Raw genomic sequence first — 18562 nt, 5'->3', positions numbered from 1 at the left:
CGACCCGTTGTCACGGGGGGTGACATTGATTGGATGAAATGTCGGTAATCGACTGTCGTGGGGGTGGCGGTGTGTTATCGGTGCGGGCGGTTTGTGACCCATTGCGCAGTTCCCCGCGCCCCTTTCGAGTGGCGCGGTCCCGCATACTGATACATGCGGCCCGCGCCTGGGAAAGCTCGGCTAGCATGCTCCGCATCATGCGTTTCGGGCTGCTTCTCCTTAGCTGCCGCGGTGAGGGTCTGCAGTAGAGGTCGACCCCCTCCCCGCGGAGTTCGGCGCTGCGCCGTCGGCCGTCCATCAGGACACACCGAGGAGCCCGAAGCATCATGGCGAACCGCCAGCAGCCCAGTCCCATGCCGATCCACAAGTACGGCCGCTACGAGCAGGTCGACATCCCCGACCGCACCTGGCCGGACAAGCGGATCACCACCGCCCCCCGCTGGCTCTCCACCGACCTGCGCGACGGCAACCAGGCGCTGATCGACCCCATGTCGCCCGCCCGCAAGCGCGCCATGTTCGACCTGCTGGTCACGATGGGCTACAAGGAGATCGAGGTCGGCTTCCCGGCCTCCGGCCAGACCGACTTCGACTTCGTGCGCTCGATCGTCGAGGATCCGGACGCCATCCCGGACGACGTCACCATCTCCGTGCTGACCCAGGCCCGCGAGGACCTGATCGAGCGGACCGTGGAGTCCCTGAAGGGCGCCAGGCGCGCCACCGTCCACCTGTACAACGCCACCGCCCCCGTCTTCCGCCGCGTGGTCTTCCGCGGTTCCAAGGACGACATCAAGCAGATCGCCGTGGACGGCACCCGCCTGGTGATGGAGTACGCCGAGAAGCTGCTGGGCCCCGAGACGGCGTTCGGCTACCAGTACAGCCCCGAGATCTTCACCGACACCGAGCTGGACTTCGCGCTGGAGGTCTGCGAGGCGGTGATGGACACCTACCAGCCCGGTCCGGGCCGTGAGATCATCCTCAACCTGCCCGCCACCGTCGAGCGCTCCACCCCGTCCACGCACGCCGACCGCTTCGAGTGGATGCACCGCAACCTGTCCCGCCGCGAGTACGTCTGCCTGTCGGTCCACCCGCACAACGACCGCGGTACGGCGGTGGCGGCGGCCGAGCTGGCGCTGATGGCCGGCGCCGACCGCGTCGAGGGCTGTCTGTTCGGGCAGGGCGAGCGCACCGGCAACGTCGACCTGGTCACCCTGGGCATGAACCTGTTCTCCCAGGGCGTCGACCCGCAGATCGACTTCTCCGCCATCGACGAGATCCGTCGCACGTGGGAGTACTGCAACCAGATGGAGGTCCACCCGCGCCACCCGTACGTGGGCGACCTGGTCTACACGTCCTTCTCCGGCTCCCACCAGGACGCCATCAAGAAGGGCTTCGACGCCATGGAGGCCGACGCGAAGGCCCGGGGCGTCACCGTCGACGACATCGAGTGGGCGGTCCCGTACCTGCCCATCGACCCCAAGGACGTCGGCCGCTCCTACGAGGCGGTCATCCGCGTCAACTCGCAGTCCGGCAAGGGCGGCATCGCCTACGTCCTGAAGAACGACCACAAGCTGGACCTGCCGCGCCGGATGCAGATCGAGTTCTCGAAGATCATCCAGGCGAAGACGGACGCCGAGGGCGGCGAGATCACGCCGACCGCGATCTGGGACGTCTTCCAGGACGAGTACCTGCCCAACCCGGAGAACCCCTGGGGCCGCATCCAGGTCGCCAAGGGCCAGACCACCACCGACCGCGACGGCGTGGACACGCTCACCGTCGAGGCCACGGTGGACGGCGAGCGGACCACCCTGACCGGTTCCGGCAACGGCCCGATCTCGGCGTTCTTCGACGCGCTGGGCGCCGTGGGCGTCGACGTGCGGCTGCTGGACTACCAGGAGCACACGATGAGCGAGGGCGCCTCCGCGCAGGCCGCCTCCTACATCGAGTGCGCGATCGGCGACAAGGTGCTGTGGGGCATCGGAATCGACGCGAACACCACGCGGGCCTCGCTGAAGGCGGTCGTCTCGGCCGTCAACCGCGCAACGCGCTGACCAGCCGAATCGGCGGTCCGGGGCCCCGCTCGCCGGAAAACGGCGGGCGGGGCCCCGTCACATACCGGCCATCTCCACGTGCGGGTCACGGAAAGGTCTCGTCCTGGGTGCTGACTCCGCCTCATGGATGTGGCTAACATCACGCAAGCGGCGGCGATGATGCCGTGGCGTTGATGGAGGTGCGACGTGCTGCCAGGACGGGGACCCAACGGCCGTTCCGCTGCCGCCAGACTGTCGCGCCTGCTGGGCACCCGCACCGCGTGGACGGCGGTCGGCGACGGGGAGTTCTTCTGCCCCGGCTGCGGCGGCGACCGCAACTACCAGCGGCTGACCGGACACCGCCGCTTCGCTCTGCTCGGCGTGCCCGTGCTGCCGCGCGGCGGTACCGGGCCGGTCGTCGAATGCGCGGCCTGCCGCCGCCACTTCGGCACCGACGTCCTGGACCACCCCACCACCACCCGCTTCTCCGCGATGCTCCGCGACGCCGTCCACACCGTCGCCCTCGCCGTGCTGGCCGCCGGCGGCACCTGCTCCCGCGCCTCCCTGGAGACGGCCGCGGCCGGGGTGCGCGCCGCCGGCTTCGACGACTGCACGCAGCAGCAGCTGGCCGCGCTCGTCGAGGCGCTGGAGGCGGACACCGGTCGCTTCACCGGCGAGCCCTGCACGGCGGGCCTGGCGATCGAGCTGCACGAGGCGCTGGACCCGCTGGCCCCGCACCTCGCCGCGCCGGGCCGTGAGTCGATCCTCCTGCAGGGCGCCCGCATCGCCCTCGCCGACGGCCCCTACACCCCCGCCGAGCGTGACGCCCTGGCCACCGTGGGCGCGGCCCTCACCATCTGCGCGGACGACGTGACCCGCCTGCTGGCGGCGGCCCGCACACCGTCCTGATGCGGCGGCGCCCCGGCCGCTCCGGGACCGCCCGGGGCGCGTCACAGCACGAGGCGCATCACCTCGCGGTCCTCACCCGGGCCGAAGTAGTCCCGGCGCAGTCCCCCCTCGGGCGGCTCCGGACGGAAACCCAGGGAGCGGTAGAGCAGGATCGCGGCGTCGTTGGCGGGCTCCACGGTCAGCCGGACCCGTTCGGTCCCGCAGCGGCGCAGCCGCGCCAGGACCTCCACCATCAGCTCCCGGCCCAGCCCGTGCCGGCGCCGGTCCTCGGCCACGCACAGGCCGAGGATCCAGCTGTCCCGGCTGATCGCCGTGGTGGCCGCCAGCACGTAGCCGCGCAGCCGGCCGTCGCCGTCGTCGAGGACGAGCAGGTGACCGGCGTGGCCGGCGTACAGGTCGTAGAGCTGGCGCAGCAGGAAGGCCGGGTAGGCGACCTCCTGGAAGACCTCCTCGTCGAGCCGCTGCAGTTCGGGCAGATCGGACTCCCGCGCCGTCCGCAGCAGCGGGGGCCGTGATTCCGGTAGAGGCGTCGGCCGGGTGAGGCGCTCCTCGTGGTCCAGGGCGCGCTCAAGCGGTTCGGCGGTCATGCCACCCCCAGTCGGGACGTGAGTCGTCAACACGGCAGCCGGGGCCGCCGTTCACACGAAGGGGGGAATGCGGACCCCGGTGGCGGCCGGTGGCTGCTTCTGGCTAGAGTGAGCGTCCAACTCGCCCTGCACAAGGGCGAGTTCAGGTGTGACAGGACTGTGCCGGCGTGCGCCCGATGTGCGCCCGGTCACGGAGGACTGGCGTGTTCCTGGCTGTCTCCGCGTGCCGACCGGGCTTACCGTGCGAACACCGGAGCCGCTTCTTCGTCCGCCGACGTCCACGGGGGACTCGTGCGCCGGGCCCACGGTCTTGTCCGACACCGAATGGAACCTGGCAGGGTGATGATGGATCGCAACGCCGACGCGCCATGGTCGCAGTTCGATCCGGAGGCGTACGTCGACCTCAATTACCGCACCCCGCTCGAGGTCGACCTGCTGATCGTGCGACTCATGCGCGACTATTTCAGCCGCTGCTACGCACAGGGTGTCCCGTCCTCGGTCCGCGGGGTCGACGTGGGCGCCGGCGCGAATCTCTATCCGGCCCTGTCCATGCTGCCCTGGTGCGAAAAGATCCTCCTCCTGGAATACGCGACTCCGAATGTCGAATATCTGGAGAAACAGGCGTCCGGCGGGGGATACGACACCGCGTGGGACGCTTTCTGGGACGTGCTGAGCGAGGCCCCCGCCTACCGGGACGTCGAGCCGCGGAGCCGGTTCGGCGAGATCGTCCGGGTGGAACGCGCCAACCTGCTGGACCTCGACGGACAGCGGCGCTGGGACATCGGCACGATGTTCTTCGTGGCCGACTCGATGTCCGAGTGCCCCGACGAGTTCCGGCGGGGAGTGGAATGCTTCATGGACGCGCTGAACGAGGGAGCGCCCTTCGCCGCGGCGTTCATGAAGGAATCGCTCGGATACCAGGTCGGCGCACACAGGTACCCCGCCTACCGGGTCAACGCGGACCGGATCCGGGAGAGCCTGGAAACCTTCGCCGCCGAGCTGGAAATCCACGACATGGACCACATGGTGCGGCCGGGTCACGAGGGGATGATTCTCGCCCTGGGGCGGCGGAATTCGGCGATTGCCGCCCCGTAGGAACGGGGACCATGTCTGAACACAGGGCAACGAGATCTGTGCGAGGGGTGCGGGGATGCAGATCAAGCCGCGGCAGCACATGCTGGACATCTGGCGGGCCATGGCCCGCCATTCGTTCGACGACGGAAAGCTCGTCCGGGAGGAGACCGACGGGCTGAGCAGCGTCGCCGACGCCGAGCGGCTGCTCTGCCTGCTCTACCCCGCCACCGAGGTCCCCGCCTTCCGTCTCGACCAGCCGGACACCACCGAACGGGACGTGCTGCGCGCACTGGAGGGGGTCGGCAGCCGGCTGGAGATCCCGCCCAACCTGATCGCCGCGCTCTCCCAGTTCATGCGCAGCCACACCGACCCCGACGACAGCCCCACCTTCGCCGGCGGACACTACTTCAGGCCGGCCGAACCCCAGCAGAAGCTCACCCACGAGCAGTACCAGCTGGGCGTGGTCGACTCCTACTCCATGTCCGTCACGCTCTGCCTCGCCACGCTCGGATTCCTCAAGGTCTACGAGCCCAGCACCACCCGCCCCGAGGTGCGCAAGGCCATCGGCGAACTGAGGGAGGCCACGAACACCCGGCTGACCGCCGCGATGATCAGCCTCCTGCGCTCCTTCACCGTCAACGTCTTCGACGCCGAGTCCGAACAGGGCAAGCGGCTCATCCAGGTCATCGGCCAGGACAGACAGTCCGACCGGGCCGTCCTCCAGCAGTTCTCCCGCCGGTTCCGCCCGCTGCGCGCCACGATCATCGAAAGCCTCAGCCGCGGCATCCAGGTCGACGAGTCCATCCGCGACGAGAGCCAGCTCTTCGAGTGCGGCTGGGCCTGGGGCGTGGTCAAGGACGCGCCGACCATCACCGACCTGGACGTCCAGGTCCCCGGCCAGCCCGACGGCATCGCCGACCGGCTGCCCTACGTGTACTTCACCGTCATCGCCCTGGACGGCATCCAGGACCTGTTCTCCGACCGCACCCTCACCCTGGGACTGCTCGACGCCGACCAGCAGAAACTCGCCGAGGCGTTACGCCTGCGCTGGGAACTCAGCCAGCAGTACTGGTCGGCCATCGCCCGGTTCGGCAGCGAGCGCTGGCCCCTGGAGGACCTGCCCTGGCAGACCACCGGACTGCGGCTGGAGTCGGAGTACTTCTCCCTGACCGTCGCGGCCATCCTCGTCCACGACCTGGTCCGCCGGAAGGCCACCGACGACGACCTCACCCGCACCGTCGCCATCATGGAGCGCCTGGCCGACCGCGGTCGCGTCACCAGCCGCATGACCAGGAACGACCCCGCCATCGAGCTGCACAACCCGGGCGTCACCATGCCGCTCGCCGGCTCCGAGCGGTCCGGCGGACCGCTGCAGTGGCGGATGACCGACTTCTCGGCCCAGCTGCTCAAGCGGATCGTCCAGCTCGCGGAGCTCTCCCGGAACATCGACGCGCAGGACCGGCTGCTCCGCCTGGGCGAGCAGGCGTTCGAGCACCTGTGGAACCGGCGCATCGAGGACGGCGAGGGAGCAGGCCTCTGGGACCACGCACGCGCCGTCTACCCCGACGCACGCGTCAGCCGGCGCCTCTCCTGGAGCATCACCGAACGCGTCACCGAGTGCCTGGTCGCCGCCCGCAACCTCTACGAACAACAGCCCATCCGCAGCCCCGAACTGGCCGAGCTGGCCCGGGACCTGCTCAGCGAGGCCACCCACCTCTTCGGCAGGGAACAGCTGGAGGCCTCCACCAGCGCCGACGGAAGCCGGAGCCGGGCCATGCGGAGCATGGAAAGCCGCCTGGACCACGCCCGCAGCCTGGTCGACGACCGGCCCGCGACCGCGTTCGCCCTGGCCCTGCCCGTGCTCCGGGAACTCGACACCCTGGCCCAGGCCCGGGGCGCCGCCGCGCAGGAGGTGTGAGCCGTGCTCGTCTTCGCCGCCTCCGACAAAGGGGGCACCGGCCGCTCGGTGACCAGCGCCAACCTGGCCTACCAGCGCGCCCTCACCGGCGACCACGTGGCCTACGTCGACTTCGACTTCGGCTCGCCCACCGCCGCCGCCGTCTTCGACGTGCCCGGCGCGATGCGCGGCACCGAGGAGAGCGGCCTGCACTCCTACCTGGAGGGCGCCGTCACCGAACCGGCCAGGATCGACGTCTGGCGGCAGACCGAGCACCCCCAGCTGCGCGCCCGGCCCAACCAGGCGGGCCGCCTGGTGCTGCTCCCCGGCGACGCCGGCGGCGGCGAGTTCGCCACCGGCGAGGACGCCCTGGAACGCTGTGTCGACCTCCTGCTGCGGCTGCACGGCGAGTTCGACCTGATCGTCGTCGACCTCAGCGCCGGCCGCAGCTACGCCGTCGACATGGTCCTCGCCGCGACCGCCCACCCCCGGATGCGCTACGTCCCCTTCCGCTGGCTGGTCTTCCACCGCTGGACCCGGCAGCACGTGATCGCCGCCGCCGGACTCGTCCACAAGGACCACGGCATCATCCGGGGCGGCGTCGAACGCGGCCACGACGAGGAGGCGCTGCGGGGCGCGGTCCGCTTCGTCCGGGCCGCCGTGCCCGATCCGGACTCCCCGCTGTGGTCCCAGGGCACGCCCGCCCAGGCCGCCTGGATGCAGTCCTGCGACGAGGCGCTGCGCCGGCTCGCCGCGGAACACCGCATCGGCGACAGCGTGGTGCTCGGCGTCGTCCCCCTGGAACCCATCCTGCAGTGGCGCGAACAGCTCATCACCGAAGAGGACGTCCTCTCCACACAGATCGCCAACAAGGAGACACTGGAGGCGCTGGAGGAGATCGCGCGACGGCTCACCGACGACGACTGCTGGGGGCGGCCATGACGGAAGCGGTGTTCCGCGAGACGGCCGCCGAACCACGCACCCAGGCGGTGCCCCTGTCCCACCTCTCCCTGGAGCTCGGCCACCTCTACATGGAGGACTTCGAGGCCGGCCCCGCACACCTGAGGCGGCACTTCGAGCGGGTGCGCCCCTGGGCGGAGGCGGCGCGCGCCGGCGCGGCCGCCGCCACCGGCGGCAGACGCCCCCGGATCAGCACCTGCTTCCTCGTCGACGACTACTTCACCCGCTTCTCCGCCCCGGCCGAGGTCGTCCCCATGCTGCTGGAGGAAGCCGACCGGGCCGGGCTCACCGTCGACTACCTGGCCCGCGAGTCCGGCTGCGCCGTCGCCGGCAAGGCGCCGGTCGCCGAGGCCGTGGCCGGACGCATCGTCGAGGAACCGCCCCCCGGCAGCTACGGACTGCGCCCGCCGGCCGCGCAGACCGGCTGGCTGGCCAACGGCGAGCGCAGCCCCGTCGCCCGCGCCCCGCAGGCCATGAAACCGGCCGCCGTCTGGCAGCCGCCGAAGGAGACCGCCGCCCGCCGCCACTCCGTCTTCCTCGACGTCGAACTCTGGGACGACGGCCCCGACGGACACCGCACCTGGTCCTGTCCCTTCCTCGCCGCGGTGTGGCAGCTCGCCCGCCTCGGACTGCTGCGCGACGAGGGCGAGGCCGTCCTCGTGCCCCAGCCGCACACCGGGACCGCCTTCCCCGACGACTGGGACGAACTGCCCCCGCTGCTCCGGCTCAACCCCCGGGCGGACCCGTTCGCCGCCTACCGGACCTGCTCGGTGATCCCCAGCCGCTTCTTACCCGTCGAGCACGCCGTCCGCGTGATCCTCGACCAGATCGAGGTCGACCCCGGAGCACTGGCCCAGGCCGCCGAGCGCTCCGCCCGCGAGCACGCGACCGTCCCCGACTCGGTGGCCGACCGCGTCTCCTACGTCTTCTACGCGGGGCGATGACATGGCGCCGGAGGGGACACCGCCACCCGTCGTACTCGCCTGCGGCGAGGTCCGCACCTGCCTGCTGCCCGCCCTGCAGGCCCTCGACAGCCGCTCCGCCGCCCAGCTCCTCGGACTGCGCGCCGACGAACGCGTCCTGCTCTCCGAACGCCCCAACGTCTACGGCCGCTCCCCGGACACCCTCACCGGCGTCGACTGCCCCCTGCCCAGCGCCAACGGCGCCAGGATCCGCGCCGTCGGCACCGTCGCCGCCCGGGCCTCGCTCACCGAGGGGCGCGTCCTGCAGAGCTCCGCCCACTTCCGCGTCCCCGCCGCCGGCCCCGACCACCGACGCCCCTGGGGCCACTACCTCGTCCGGCCCGGAACGGTCGAGCCGTTCGGGAGACTGCCGCACGAGGCGGTCGCCCAGGGCCTGCTGAACGGCGGGCGGCACGGCGAACTCGACGTCGGGCTGATCGCCGACGGACTCCTCACCCGCCTGCTGCGCCACCCCCTGCTCGACCAGCGCCCGCCCCTGAAGTCCCGTCCCACCCGGCTGCGCTGGGTGGCCCTGCCCGCCGAACGCGACGAAGGGCCGTCGATCGAGCGGTTCACCCTCGCCGAGGACGAACTGCGCACCGTGCGGCTCCGCGTCCCCCCGGGCACGCCCAGCGGCGAGGTCGCCGGGCTCTGCGACGACCTCGCCCTGCACGACTGGCTGCTCACCACCGTCGTCCGCATCCTGGACGGCATCCGGCTGGGCGCCGCGGAACCGCCCGCCCGGCCGCGGCCCCGGCCCGGCGAGGACCGCCCCGCCGTCGTCACGGCGCTGCGGCCCGCCGTCGACCACCTGCTGCACCTGTGGATGCCACGGGCCCGCGTCGCGCACGAACTCGCCCCCCTCTGGGAGGCGCTGGAGGACCGGCCCGGCTTCACCCGCCAGTGGCGGACCCTGGTGCAGCGCATCCGGGACCAGCTCGCCCTGCACGCGATCCCCCCACTCCACCGGGAGGCCGAGATGACCCCCTGACCGCGGGCCCGGCCCGCACCACCCCGACGCACATCCCCGCACCCCGATCCGACGCGTATCCCAACGGGGGGAGAAGCGAGATGAGCACGGCACAGTCACCCCAGCCCGAGGAGACGGCACCCCCGCCCGGCGCGGGGGGCGCGCCCGGGAGCGAGGGCGCCCCGGCGATCCCCGGCCCGACCCGGCCGCCCGGCGCCCCGGACGGCACACCCGCACGCCCCCGGGCGCAGTCGCCCGACCGGGCCGAGTGGACGCGCAGACTCCTGACCGGCCTCACCGTCGGCCTCGTCGTCTGGGGCGTCGCCGCACTGCTGAGTCCGGGGGCCGGGGCGCTCAGGCAGCTCGCCGCCGCCGCACTCTGCGCCACCGCCGCGGTGGCCGTCCCCCTCCTCCTCGCCCGGGACCGGGGACCCGACGAACAGACCCTGCGGACCCAAAGCGCCCTCGCCGAGACCGCCGCCACCGTGCGGGACGGGCTGGAGCGGCACGACGACGACCTGCGGGCCGCCCTGGAGCGGCACGACGACCACCTGCGGACCGGCCTGGCCCGGCACAGCGAGGACATCCGGCAACTCGTCGAGAACCGCCTCGCCCAGCAGGCCCCGCCCCCCGAGTCCTACCCGCCGCTCGACCGCGTCCGCACCGAAGGCGTACCGGAACTGGCCAAGCGGTTCGCCGAGGCCCTCTCGCCCGGACCGTCCATCCTCTACACGTTCGTCCGCCTGGAGATGCAGCGGGTGCTCGGTCACATGGCGGCGCTGACCAGCATGAGCGTGGAGTGCCACGGCGAGAACCACGACTGGATGCTCACCCTCACCCACGCCGCCGAGCGTTCCGTCGACGCCATCAGCACCTCCGTCGACCGTGAGTTCTGGAACAGCGAACCCGCCAGCCGCTACCTCGACGCCCAGCGGGAGGCGATCGAGGAACACGGGGTGCCCGTGCGGCGGCTGTTCCTGCTGGCGAGCGCGCGCGAACTCGACGACCGGCTGCTGCGGCTGTGCGACGAGCAGCAGGCGCTGCACATCGAGGTCCGGGTGGCCGTACTGCCCGAACTGCCGCCGCACCTCCAGCGCGGCACCACCGACGACTTCATCGTCTACGACGAGGAGGTCTCCTTCGAGATCGAGCAGGACCTGCGCGACGTCAACGTCAGGACCCGGCTCATCGCGCGCCGGGACCACGTCCAGGACCGGATGAAGCGCTTCCGGGAACTGTGGGAGGCGGGCATGAGCATCCGTGAACTGGAGGTACGGGTCGACGACGAGGAGGACGGCACCTGGATGGTCGACCGGGCGTAGCTCCCGGCGTTACTCCCCCGGGAGCAACGCCGTCCCCGTGCCGCCCTCCGGAGTACCCCGCAACTCGATCCCACGTCCGACGATCCGCGCCCCTTCCGCCGGGAGTCCGGGAACCGACCCGGACACCCGAGCGGAGGGGAGCTGCGACCCATGGGGGACGCAAGGACGGACGGACGACGACGGCGCCTCGTGCCCTGGCCGGTGGTCGGGCTGTGGCTGGCCGCGCTCGTGCTCGTCGGGCCGCTCGCCGGCGAGTCCACCGACCTCGTGCCCGCTCACCGCGAAGACCCACGTCAGCCGGACCATGGGCAGGCTCGGGGCGCGGGACCGGGCCCGACTGGTCATCGTGGCGTACGAGTCGGGGCTGGTGGCGCCGGGGAGGGCGTGAGCCCGCCGCATCAGAGGGAGTGGTGCAGCCAGCGCTGGATGGTGCTGTTGACGCTGCCGGACAGGGCGCTCAGGCTCTCGATGGCCTCACGGTCCTCGGGCCGGGGCGGGATGCCGGCGGCGGTCAGGGCGGCGTGCAGCTCCAGCCGGCGGCGGTCGCGCGGGTCGATGCCGGTGTTCAGCCGGGTGGCCGGGTCGGGCGGGGCCAACAGGTAGTCGCCCTCCGACTGTCCGCCCGCCGGGGGCCACCAGACGGTGGCCCCTCCGCCCTCGACGGCGCAGGGGTCGACGAAGGCAGGGTTCGGGCCATGCTCGAAAGCGGTCGCGGTCACGTCGGTCTCCTCACCGAGGGGTGTCGGTTCTGCAGGACAGGAGACCGGTCGTGGGAGGACCGGTTGCGACCCGGGGGAAACGTCACGCCAACGGAGTCATCGGCAGCTCATCGTCCGGTCCGACGAACGCCTCCGGACGCCGTCCGCCTCCCCGGATCGCCCGGTGACCCGACAACGGGGCGGCACGGGGCGGCTGTTGGTAACATCGCGCCGACGCGACAGACGCGTGATCACGGGACAGGGAGGTTGATGAATATGGCCGCCGTCGGCCCTCATCGGCATGCCCTTGTCCGGCCCGCGACAGCAGAGCGCGGCCCGGTCGTCTCAACGACCAGGAGAAACACGTGTCTTCTTCTTCACCCGCCCACGCCGACCTGACCACCGAACGTCTCGTCCTTCGGCCCTGGACCATGGACGAGGTCACCGCGGTCCTGGACGGCACCAGGTCCGCCCACTGGGCGGAGGACTTCCCCGCCGAAGGCGACCGCGTCATCGCCGGTCTCTTCGACCAGCACCCCGTCTGGCTCACCCCGTACGGCCACCGTCTGGTCGTCGAGCGCGCAAGCGGCTCGGTGGTGGGCTCCATCGGCCTGTTCTGGCCCCCGAGCGAGGGCGTCCTCGAAATCGGATACGGCATCGTGGCCTCCCGCCGCGGTCGCGGCTACGCCACCGAAGCCACCCGGGCCCTGACCGGGCTCGCCCTCACCGCACCGGACGTCCACACCGTGTCCGCCCACGTCGAACCGTCCAACCCGTCCTCGGTTCGCGTCCTGGAGAAGGCCGGCTTCCAGCAGTGGGCCACCGAAGGGGACACGATCCGGTACAGGATCACGAACCCGGGCAGCTGACGGCGACCGCCCCCGGGCCCTGGAGGCGGTGTCTCCAGGGCCCACCGCCATGACCGGGCGCCGGCCGGACCGGCGGAACGGGCCCCGGGCGGAACGCGGAGGCGACGCCGACGCGTCCGGGTGGTCGAGGCGTCCGCGCGGCCCCGTCACCGGCTCCCGGCACACAGGGCCGCGTCCACCGCTCGCTGGAGATGGCGCAGGCTGTCTCCCTCGGCCGCCCAGGTCGTGGTGTAGACGGTCACGGTGCCGCGACCGCCCGTGGCCCTCCCGCCGCCCACCGAGTTGCCCGGCAGATCGCCGCCGTGGCCCCAGTAGGAACCGCCACAGCTGAGCGGGATCGAGGCGACGCCGTAGCCGTAACGGCTGCCCGCCGGATAGACGTCGCGGCCGCTGACGTCGGTGGTGTCCCGGGTCATCAGGCGCACCGCCCAGCCGGGCAGCAGCCGTCCGCCGAACAGGCCGTCCCAGAACGCGTTGAGGTCCTCGGGCGTGGAGACGAGTCCGCCGGACGCGCCGAACTCGTACCCCGGCAGCTCGGTCACGTCCACCCGGCCCGCCTGCGGGTACGCCGGGTGAAGACCGTAGTTGCGGGCGTGCGGTCCGCGCAGGGTGAACTCACCGGGCGCGGGCCAGTAGGTGTCGTCCAGGCGCAGCGGGCGCAGAATCGTGCGTTCGACGTACGTGCGGAAGTCGGTCCCCGACACCCTGTCGATCACCATGCCCAGCACCAGGTAGTTGGTGTTGGAATAGTTCCAGTCGGTGCCGGGCTCGAAGAGGGGTTCCTCCTTGAGCGCGAGGGCCAGATAGTCCTCGGACGTGCCGGGCCGGCTCCAGTCGACCAGCCCGGAGTACTCCGGCAGGCCGCTGGTCTGCTTGAGCAACTGCCGTACGGTGACGGTGCGCCCGGCGAGCTGGGGTACGTAGGTGCCCGCGCGGTCGTCGAGCCGTATCCGTCCGTCCACCACCAGGCGCATCACGGCTGCCGCGGTGAATGCCTTGGTGTTGCTGGCCAGCCGGAACCGGCCCTGCGAACCGGCCATCGCACGGCCCGATTCCAGGTCCGCGACGCCGGCGGTACGCGTCCTCCTGCCGTCGTACGCGAGGGCGCCCGGCACCCCGTCCTCCTCGACGAGCAGATCCAACTGCTGCTGTACCGGGTCGGACTCGCGGGCCGCCGCCGCGGGCGCAAGGGCCCCGGTGATCGTGGCGGCGAGCAGGACTGCGACGGCGAAGCGTTTGCGATGCATGTGTGTTCCCCCTGGTAGTGGCCGACTGGCGCGGCCGGAGCGTTCGCTCACCCACGACTTTGTCAAGCACCCGCCCGGAGATCACTACGGCCAGAACCCGAATCGGATTGGGGTCAACCCCCTTGACAGAACCCGGTGTCCGATGGCTTCGACCGAGGACATGAGGGACGGCCGGCATACGCGCCTGCGGAGGCGGCTGTGACCGGCCGCGCATCGGTTCTCGTTCCCTAGCGGCAGTACGTGTCCTGCCGGGGGCGCTCGCCGGTGGCCAGGTAGTGGGAGACCGTGCGGTCGCCGCACTCGTTGCCGTTGGCCAGGTAGGCGTCGTGGCCGGTGGAGTCCACGGTGACCATGACGGCGCGGCGGCCGAACGCCTCGCGGAGCTTCAGGGCGCCGCCGAGCGGAGTGGCGACGTCCCGTTCGTTCTGGATCAGGAGGACGTTGGACGGTCCCCGGCCGGTGATCCGTACGGGCGCCTCGCGGGGCTGGTACGGCCAGGCGGCGCACGGCATCGCGTTGCGGGGCATGCCGGCGGTGAGCGGGAACTTCGCCCGGCTCTCGGCGACGTCCTTCCGGTACACGGCGGCGGACCCGGGCCAGGCCACGTCGTTGCAGAGCGTCCCGACGCCGACGGCGGTCACGTTCTGCAGCACCGACTCGGGCGGGGCGGCCGGTGCGGGCGGTACGGTGCCCTGCCGGGCGGCCCGCATCAGCTTGGCGAGGGTCGGGTAACGGCTGGGCCGGTAGAGGCTGTCCAGCATGGTCTGGCGCAGGACGTTGCCGTTCAGCTCCTCGGGGTTGGCACCGGGCCAGGGGATCGGTTCGCGGTCGAGGCGGGCGGCGAGCCGCAGGAACAGCGGACGGACCTCGGCGGCCGTGTCCGCGACCCGGTCCGGGTTGCCGGGCGCCGACGCCCACGCCGCGAAGTGCGGGAACGTGTCCTCGACCCCCTGCTCGTGCCCGGCGAGCCAGGCGCGGGCCACGCGGGTGGGGTCGGGGTCGTCGTTGCTGTCCAGCACGATCCGGTCCGTGCGGTGCGGGAACATCTGGCTGTAGACGGCTCCGACGTACGTCCCGTACGAGACACCCCACGCGGAGATCCTCCGCTCGCCCAGCGCGGCGCGGAGGCGGTCGAGGTCGCGGGCGTTGTCGCGCGTGCTGAGGTGGCGGATCAGCTCACCGCCGTTGCGTGCGCAGGTGGTCGCGACGCGCTCGGCGGTGGCGATGTTCCCGTCGATCGAGCCGTCCGGGGCGGGCCAGGGGCGCAGCTTGGAGGTGGCGAGGTCGGCGTGGTCCAGTCCGCAGCCGACGGAGGCGGAGGGGGAGACGCCGCGGGGTGCGAAGCCGATCAGGTCGTACTGGTCGCGTACGCCCTGCGGCAGCTTCTGTCCCTTGCCGGAAGGGTCGTTGAGGCTGGAGCCGCCCGGTCCGCCGGGGATGAGGAAGAGGGCGCCGCGGCGGGATGTGGGGTTCTCGGCGGGGATGCGGGAGACGGCGAGGGAGATCTGCGGGCCGTCGGGGTCGGCGTGGTCCATGGGGACCCGGAGGGTGGCGCACTCCTGGCGGGGGTCGGCGCCGGCCGTGCCCGCGCAGGATCCCCAGGCGAGGGACGCGGGTACGGCTTGGGCGGTCAGGGGTGGGAGCAGGGCGACGAGGAGGGCGGCGGGTACGGCGGTGAGGGCGAGGGTGCGTGTGGTTGACGGCATGCGTACGAGCTTTGTCGCAGCACGGCCCCGCTCACATCCGGGCAACGCCCCTGTTCTTGTTGGGGTTTGCCCCAGGGGGTTGTGAGGGGCGCCTGTCTGCGCGTGGCTCGACGGTCACGCCTCGACCGGCGTCCGGGACAGACCCTCGGTCGCCTTCAGCCGTTGCAGGGCTGTCAGCCGTACGGCGAAGACCACGGCGGCCCCGGCGGTGGCGGCGTACAGAAGGTCGACGGCGAGGTACAGCGTCACGGCGTCGCTGAGCCCGGCGAGCGAGTCGGTCATGTCGAGGCGTGCGGAGGTGTACCGGCCGAGCAGGGTCGCCCCGACGAACAGGCCCCACCACAGGTTCACCGGCCACATCGGCAACCGGTGCGATCTCCCCTCGGTCGGCAGCAGTGCGCAGGCATTCCACATGTCGGCCGCGATGCGGTACGGCAGCCACAGGTTGGCCACGGGGATGAACCAGGCACCGATCGCCCACCCGGGTCCCTTGCGGAACCAGTTCGGTGCCAGGGGCTCGATGCGACGGCGCATCAGGAAGAATCAGGTGATGAAGAGCACCGCGCAGAACAGGCTCGTGACCACCTGGACCCGCCCCGCACTCTCGTACAGCGAGTACGCGGCCTCCAGGTTCGACGCGGTCACGTCGCCGTCGATCACCGCGTGGAGCCGGACACCGGTGTACACGGCGAACAGGTCGCCGAGCGCGGTGGCGGCGAACGCCGCCACCACGGCGACGAGGAGGCCGCGCGAGGCGAGTGGCGGCATGCCGCCGGGCAGCGGCGGACGCGGTCTGAGTTCATCCTTGGATGTGAGCATGGCGATGGCCCCCCACGGGCGGTAAGACGGCAGACACCCGCGGAAGATCGCGCGCGGACGCACGATACGTCGGACGGCGAGCGGCCGTTCACATCAATTCGCCTGCTGTCAGGGCCTCTTAGCGACCGATGCCGCCCATGAACTCCGTCCAGGCCACCGACCCGACGACGATCACCGGACCGCCGGTCACTTTGCTGTCCCGGACGGGGACGACACCGGGGAGTCCGGCGGCGACTTCGACGCATTCCTCGCCGCCACTGCCACCGCTGTACGTGCTCTTGCGCCAGCGGGCCGCGCCGGGGAAGTCGTGGGCGACCTCGACGCAGTTGCCTCCGTTGCCGTCGCTGTAGGTGCTCTTGCGCCAGCGTGCCTCGCTCAGGTCGTACTCGCGCATCGTCTGAAGCCTTCCGCCGCTGATTCGATCAGGGCCAGCGACGCCTCCGGTGGCAGCGCGTCCGCCCTGAGCAGATCGTATGCCCACTGCGCTCGCTTCACCACGGCCGGATCGTCCAGCAGACTTCCTGAATACACCGCCTCTGTATAGGCCGTCGGCGGTGCGTCGTCGAACTCCATGAGCCGTAGGTCTCCGGTCATCACGGCGTACCCGCCAGCCGTGTACGGCAACACCTGCGCCACTACCGCCCGCTCCCGCGCGAGTCTCGCGACGTGCTCCAGTTGCTCCGCCATCACGGCCGCCCCGCCGACTGGGATCCGCAGGACGTTCTCGTGCAGGATCGCCCAATACACCGGTCGCGACTCGTCCTTGAGGATGCGCCCACGCTCTACGCGCCCCGATACCTTCTCGTCGATGAACTCATCGAGCGCGAACGGATTCATCGCCAGGGTGACCGCCTTCGCATAGGCCGGTGTCTGCAACAGTCCCGGGACCAGTGCGGGAGCGAACTCACAGATACTCGTTGCCAGTGTCTCCAGCTCCGCCGCCTTCGCGAAGTAATCCGCATACCGCCGGTCATCAATCAGCTTCCGGCACAGCCGCTCGAAAATGCCGTCGGTTTGCAGCGCGTCGTCGATCCGCTGGGCCACATCCAATTGTGGCTTACGAATCGCCTGTTCGAACTGGCCGATGTAGCCGCCCGACACGAAGACCCTCGTACCCAGCTCCACCTGCGTGAACCCCGCGTCCTCGCGCCGGCGCTTCAGTTCCGCGCCGAAGAACTCCCACGCCGCTTGACGTGAACCATTGGCCATAACCAACCCCCTTGTGAAGACCCGCACTTGTAGCGCACGGCCTCCTTTCGAGTGTAGGTGTGACACGGCATTCTGGAGGCGCGAAGAATGAAACCGGAAAAGCGAGGGGATCACCGTGGAGGCACGACACCCGGCGCTCTGCGCCGAAGAAGCGGAGGATGTGGTGAAGGAATTGCGGGCGGCGCTCGCGAAGGCCGGAATTTCCCTGCCGTCACTGGGGCTGGACCCGGTGAGCCTTGCGCGGGAAGCGCCCTGTCCGCTCGTGGAACTGGGGCGGTGTTCCGTGGAGACCGCGCGGCGGATCGCGGCGGCGGTGGTGCGGTGAGGCCGCCCGTCGGCGCGCATGTCGTGGACACCCGGACCGAGCGGATCGGCGTGGTCACGGGGCATGAGGGGCCCTACGTCCAGCTGAGGCCGTACGGCGGCGGCCGGGAGTGGGACGCCGACCCCGGTGCCGTACGGCACGCCACGCCCGCCGAGCGGCTGCGCGCGGCGACGGCGTACGCCAATGCCCGGAGCCGGGGGGACGTGCCGTGAGCATGGGCGACAATGGATGCCATGAGTCTGTTCCGCGACGACGGCATCGTGCTGCGCACCCAGAAGCTGGGTGAGGCGGACCGGATCATCACCCTGCTCACGCGCGGTCACGGGCGGGTACGCACGGTGGCGAGGGGCGTGCGCCGGACGAAGTCGAAGTTCGGCGCGCGCCTCGAACCGTTCTCGCACGTGGACGTGCAGTTCTTCTCGAAGGGGAGCGAGCTGATCGGCCGCGGTCTGCCCCTGTGCACGCAGAGCGAGACGATAGCGCCGTACGGGGGCGGGATCGTCACCGACTACGCGCGGTACACCGCGGGCACCGCCATGCTGGAGACCGCCGAGCGGTTCACCGACCACGAGGGCGAGCCGGCGGTGCAGCAGTACCTGCTGCTGGTCGGGGCCCTGCGGACACTCGCCCGGGGCGAGCACGCGCCGCACCTCGTGCTCGACGCGTTCCTGCTGCGCTCCCTCGCCGTCAACGGGTACGCGCCCAGCTTCACCGACTGCGCGAAGTGCGGCATGCCCGGGCCGAACCGGTTCTTCTCGGTCGCGTCCGGCGGTTCCGTCTGCGTCGACTGCCGGGTGCCCGGCAGCGTCGTACCCTCGCCGCAGGCCCTGGGACTCCTCGGAGCGCTGCTTACGGGAGACTGGGAGACCGCGGACGCGTGCGAGGCGCGGTACGTCCGGGAGGGGAGCGGGCTGGTGTCCGCCTACCTGCACTGGCACCTGGAGCGCGGGCTGCGTTCGCTGAGGTACGTCGAGAAGTAAG

Annotated in this window: 20 protein-coding genes and 1 pseudogene; 13 read left to right on the top strand and 8 right to left on the bottom strand. The window is 71.4% G+C overall.

Features of this window, described 5'->3' with window-relative positions; genetic code table 11:
• Positions 1-326: 326 nt before the first annotated feature.
• Both leuA and ADK41_RS24350 read left to right on the top strand, forming a co-directional pair.
• Positions 327-2048 (top strand): 2-isopropylmalate synthase, encoded by a 1722-nt coding sequence (gene leuA, locus ADK41_RS24355; RefSeq protein WP_030818247.1) that lies wholly within the window; start codon positions 327-329, stop codon positions 2046-2048.
• 186 nt (positions 2049-2234) lie between these two features.
• The gene (locus ADK41_RS24350; RefSeq protein ID WP_030818245.1) at positions 2235-2936 is read left to right on the top strand and encodes a TerB family tellurite resistance protein; all 702 of its coding nucleotides are present in this window, start codon (positions 2235-2237) and stop codon (positions 2934-2936) included.
• Positions 2937-2977: 41 nt separating this feature from the next.
• Here ADK41_RS24350 and ADK41_RS24345 read toward each other — a convergent pair whose 3' ends face one another.
• Positions 2978-3523 carry a GNAT family N-acetyltransferase gene (locus ADK41_RS24345; protein WP_030818243.1) on the bottom strand — a complete coding sequence of 182 codons (546 nt, stop codon included), beginning with the start codon at positions 3521-3523 and terminating at the stop codon, positions 2978-2980.
• 342 nt (positions 3524-3865) lie between these two features.
• Between ADK41_RS24345 and ADK41_RS24340 the strand changes: the two genes are divergently transcribed.
• From ADK41_RS24340 to ADK41_RS43420, 7 genes and pseudogenes are all read left to right on the top strand, one after another.
• Positions 3866-4618: an SCO2525 family SAM-dependent methyltransferase gene (locus tag ADK41_RS24340; RefSeq protein ID WP_037803082.1), complete on the top strand. Its 753-nt coding sequence runs from the start codon at positions 3866-3868 to the stop codon at positions 4616-4618.
• Positions 4619-4673: 55 nt separating this feature from the next.
• Positions 4674-6515: an SCO2524 family protein gene (locus ADK41_RS24335; protein ID WP_030818238.1), complete on the top strand. Its 1842-nt coding sequence runs from the start codon at positions 4674-4676 to the stop codon at positions 6513-6515.
• A 3-nt stretch (positions 6516-6518) separates the two neighbouring features.
• Complete coding sequence (locus ADK41_RS24330; protein WP_030818235.1) at positions 6519-7436, top strand: SCO2523 family variant P-loop protein; 918 nt, start codon at positions 6519-6521, stop codon at positions 7434-7436.
• Positions 7433-8398 (top strand): SCO2522 family protein, encoded by a 966-nt coding sequence (locus ADK41_RS24325; RefSeq protein ID WP_030818233.1) that lies wholly within the window; start codon positions 7433-7435, stop codon positions 8396-8398. The genes ADK41_RS24330 and ADK41_RS24325 overlap by 4 nt, the downstream gene beginning before the upstream one ends.
• Before the next feature lies 1 nt (position 8399).
• Positions 8400-9407: an SCO2521 family protein gene (locus ADK41_RS24320; RefSeq protein ID WP_030818231.1), complete on the top strand. Its 1008-nt coding sequence runs from the start codon at positions 8400-8402 to the stop codon at positions 9405-9407.
• Positions 9408-9487: 80 nt separating this feature from the next.
• Positions 9488-10708 carry a hypothetical protein gene (locus ADK41_RS24315; RefSeq protein ID WP_030818228.1) on the top strand — a complete coding sequence of 407 codons (1221 nt, stop codon included), beginning with the start codon at positions 9488-9490 and terminating at the stop codon, positions 10706-10708.
• A 271-nt stretch (positions 10709-10979) separates the two neighbouring features.
• Positions 10980-11096: pseudogene (locus ADK41_RS43420) on the top strand (DNA-binding response regulator); the annotation flags it as partial.
• 10 nt (positions 11097-11106) lie between these two features.
• On the opposite strand, the gene ADK41_RS43415 reads toward ADK41_RS43420, so the two are convergent.
• Entirely contained in the window at positions 11107-11427 is a 321-nt protein-coding gene (locus tag ADK41_RS43415; protein ID WP_030818222.1) for a hypothetical protein, read from the bottom strand.
• Between the two features lie 344 nt (positions 11428-11771).
• Between ADK41_RS43415 and ADK41_RS24300 the strand changes: the two genes are divergently transcribed.
• On the top strand, positions 11772-12275 hold the full coding sequence (locus ADK41_RS24300; RefSeq protein WP_030818219.1) for a GNAT family N-acetyltransferase: 504 nt from the start codon (positions 11772-11774) through the stop codon (positions 12273-12275).
• Between the two features lie 146 nt (positions 12276-12421).
• Here the strand turns inward: ADK41_RS24300 and ADK41_RS24295 are convergent, their stop codons facing one another.
• From ADK41_RS24295 to ADK41_RS24270, 6 genes are all read right to left on the bottom strand, one after another.
• Entirely contained in the window at positions 12422-13522 is a 1101-nt protein-coding gene (locus ADK41_RS24295) for a serine hydrolase domain-containing protein (RefSeq protein WP_030818217.1), read from the bottom strand.
• A 227-nt stretch (positions 13523-13749) separates the two neighbouring features.
• Entirely contained in the window at positions 13750-15228 is a 1479-nt protein-coding gene (locus ADK41_RS24290; protein ID WP_030818214.1) for an alpha/beta hydrolase, read from the bottom strand.
• Positions 15229-15342: 114 nt separating this feature from the next.
• Positions 15343-15762 (bottom strand): DUF4328 domain-containing protein, encoded by a 420-nt coding sequence (locus ADK41_RS43410; protein WP_051842731.1) that lies wholly within the window; start codon positions 15760-15762, stop codon positions 15343-15345.
• A 9-nt stretch (positions 15763-15771) separates the two neighbouring features.
• Positions 15772-16047 (bottom strand): hypothetical protein, encoded by a 276-nt coding sequence (locus tag ADK41_RS43405; protein ID WP_234318493.1) that lies wholly within the window; start codon positions 16045-16047, stop codon positions 15772-15774.
• Positions 16048-16165: 118 nt separating this feature from the next.
• Complete coding sequence (locus ADK41_RS24275; protein ID WP_030818212.1) at positions 16166-16441, bottom strand: DUF397 domain-containing protein; 276 nt, start codon at positions 16439-16441, stop codon at positions 16166-16168.
• Positions 16423-17256, bottom strand: coding sequence for a helix-turn-helix domain-containing protein (locus tag ADK41_RS24270; RefSeq protein WP_030818209.1), 834 nt, complete (start codon positions 17254-17256; stop codon positions 16423-16425). The genes ADK41_RS24275 and ADK41_RS24270 overlap by 19 nt, the downstream gene beginning before the upstream one ends.
• 115 nt (positions 17257-17371) lie before the next feature.
• Here ADK41_RS24270 and ADK41_RS24265 point away from each other — a divergent pair, with 115 nt between their 5' ends.
• From ADK41_RS24265 to recO, 3 genes are read left to right on the top strand one after another with little or no spacing between them, the layout of a single operon-like run.
• Positions 17372-17581, top strand: coding sequence for a hypothetical protein (locus ADK41_RS24265; protein WP_030818207.1), 210 nt, complete (start codon positions 17372-17374; stop codon positions 17579-17581).
• A complete protein-coding gene (locus tag ADK41_RS24260) occupies positions 17578-17793 on the top strand; it encodes a hypothetical protein (protein ID WP_030818205.1) in 216 nt (71 codons plus the stop codon). The genes ADK41_RS24265 and ADK41_RS24260 overlap by 4 nt, the downstream gene beginning before the upstream one ends.
• A gap of 21 nt (positions 17794-17814) precedes the next feature.
• Complete coding sequence (gene recO, locus ADK41_RS24255; protein WP_030818202.1) at positions 17815-18561, top strand: DNA repair protein RecO; 747 nt, start codon at positions 17815-17817, stop codon at positions 18559-18561.
• Position 18562 lies beyond the last annotated feature (1 nt).

Origin of the sequence: Streptomyces caelestis, from assembly GCF_001279005.1 — a bacterium.
Taxonomy (GTDB): Bacteria; Actinomycetota; Actinomycetes; order Streptomycetales; family Streptomycetaceae; genus Streptomyces; species Streptomyces heliomycini.
This window is presented reverse-complemented; position numbering and strand designations above follow the sequence as displayed.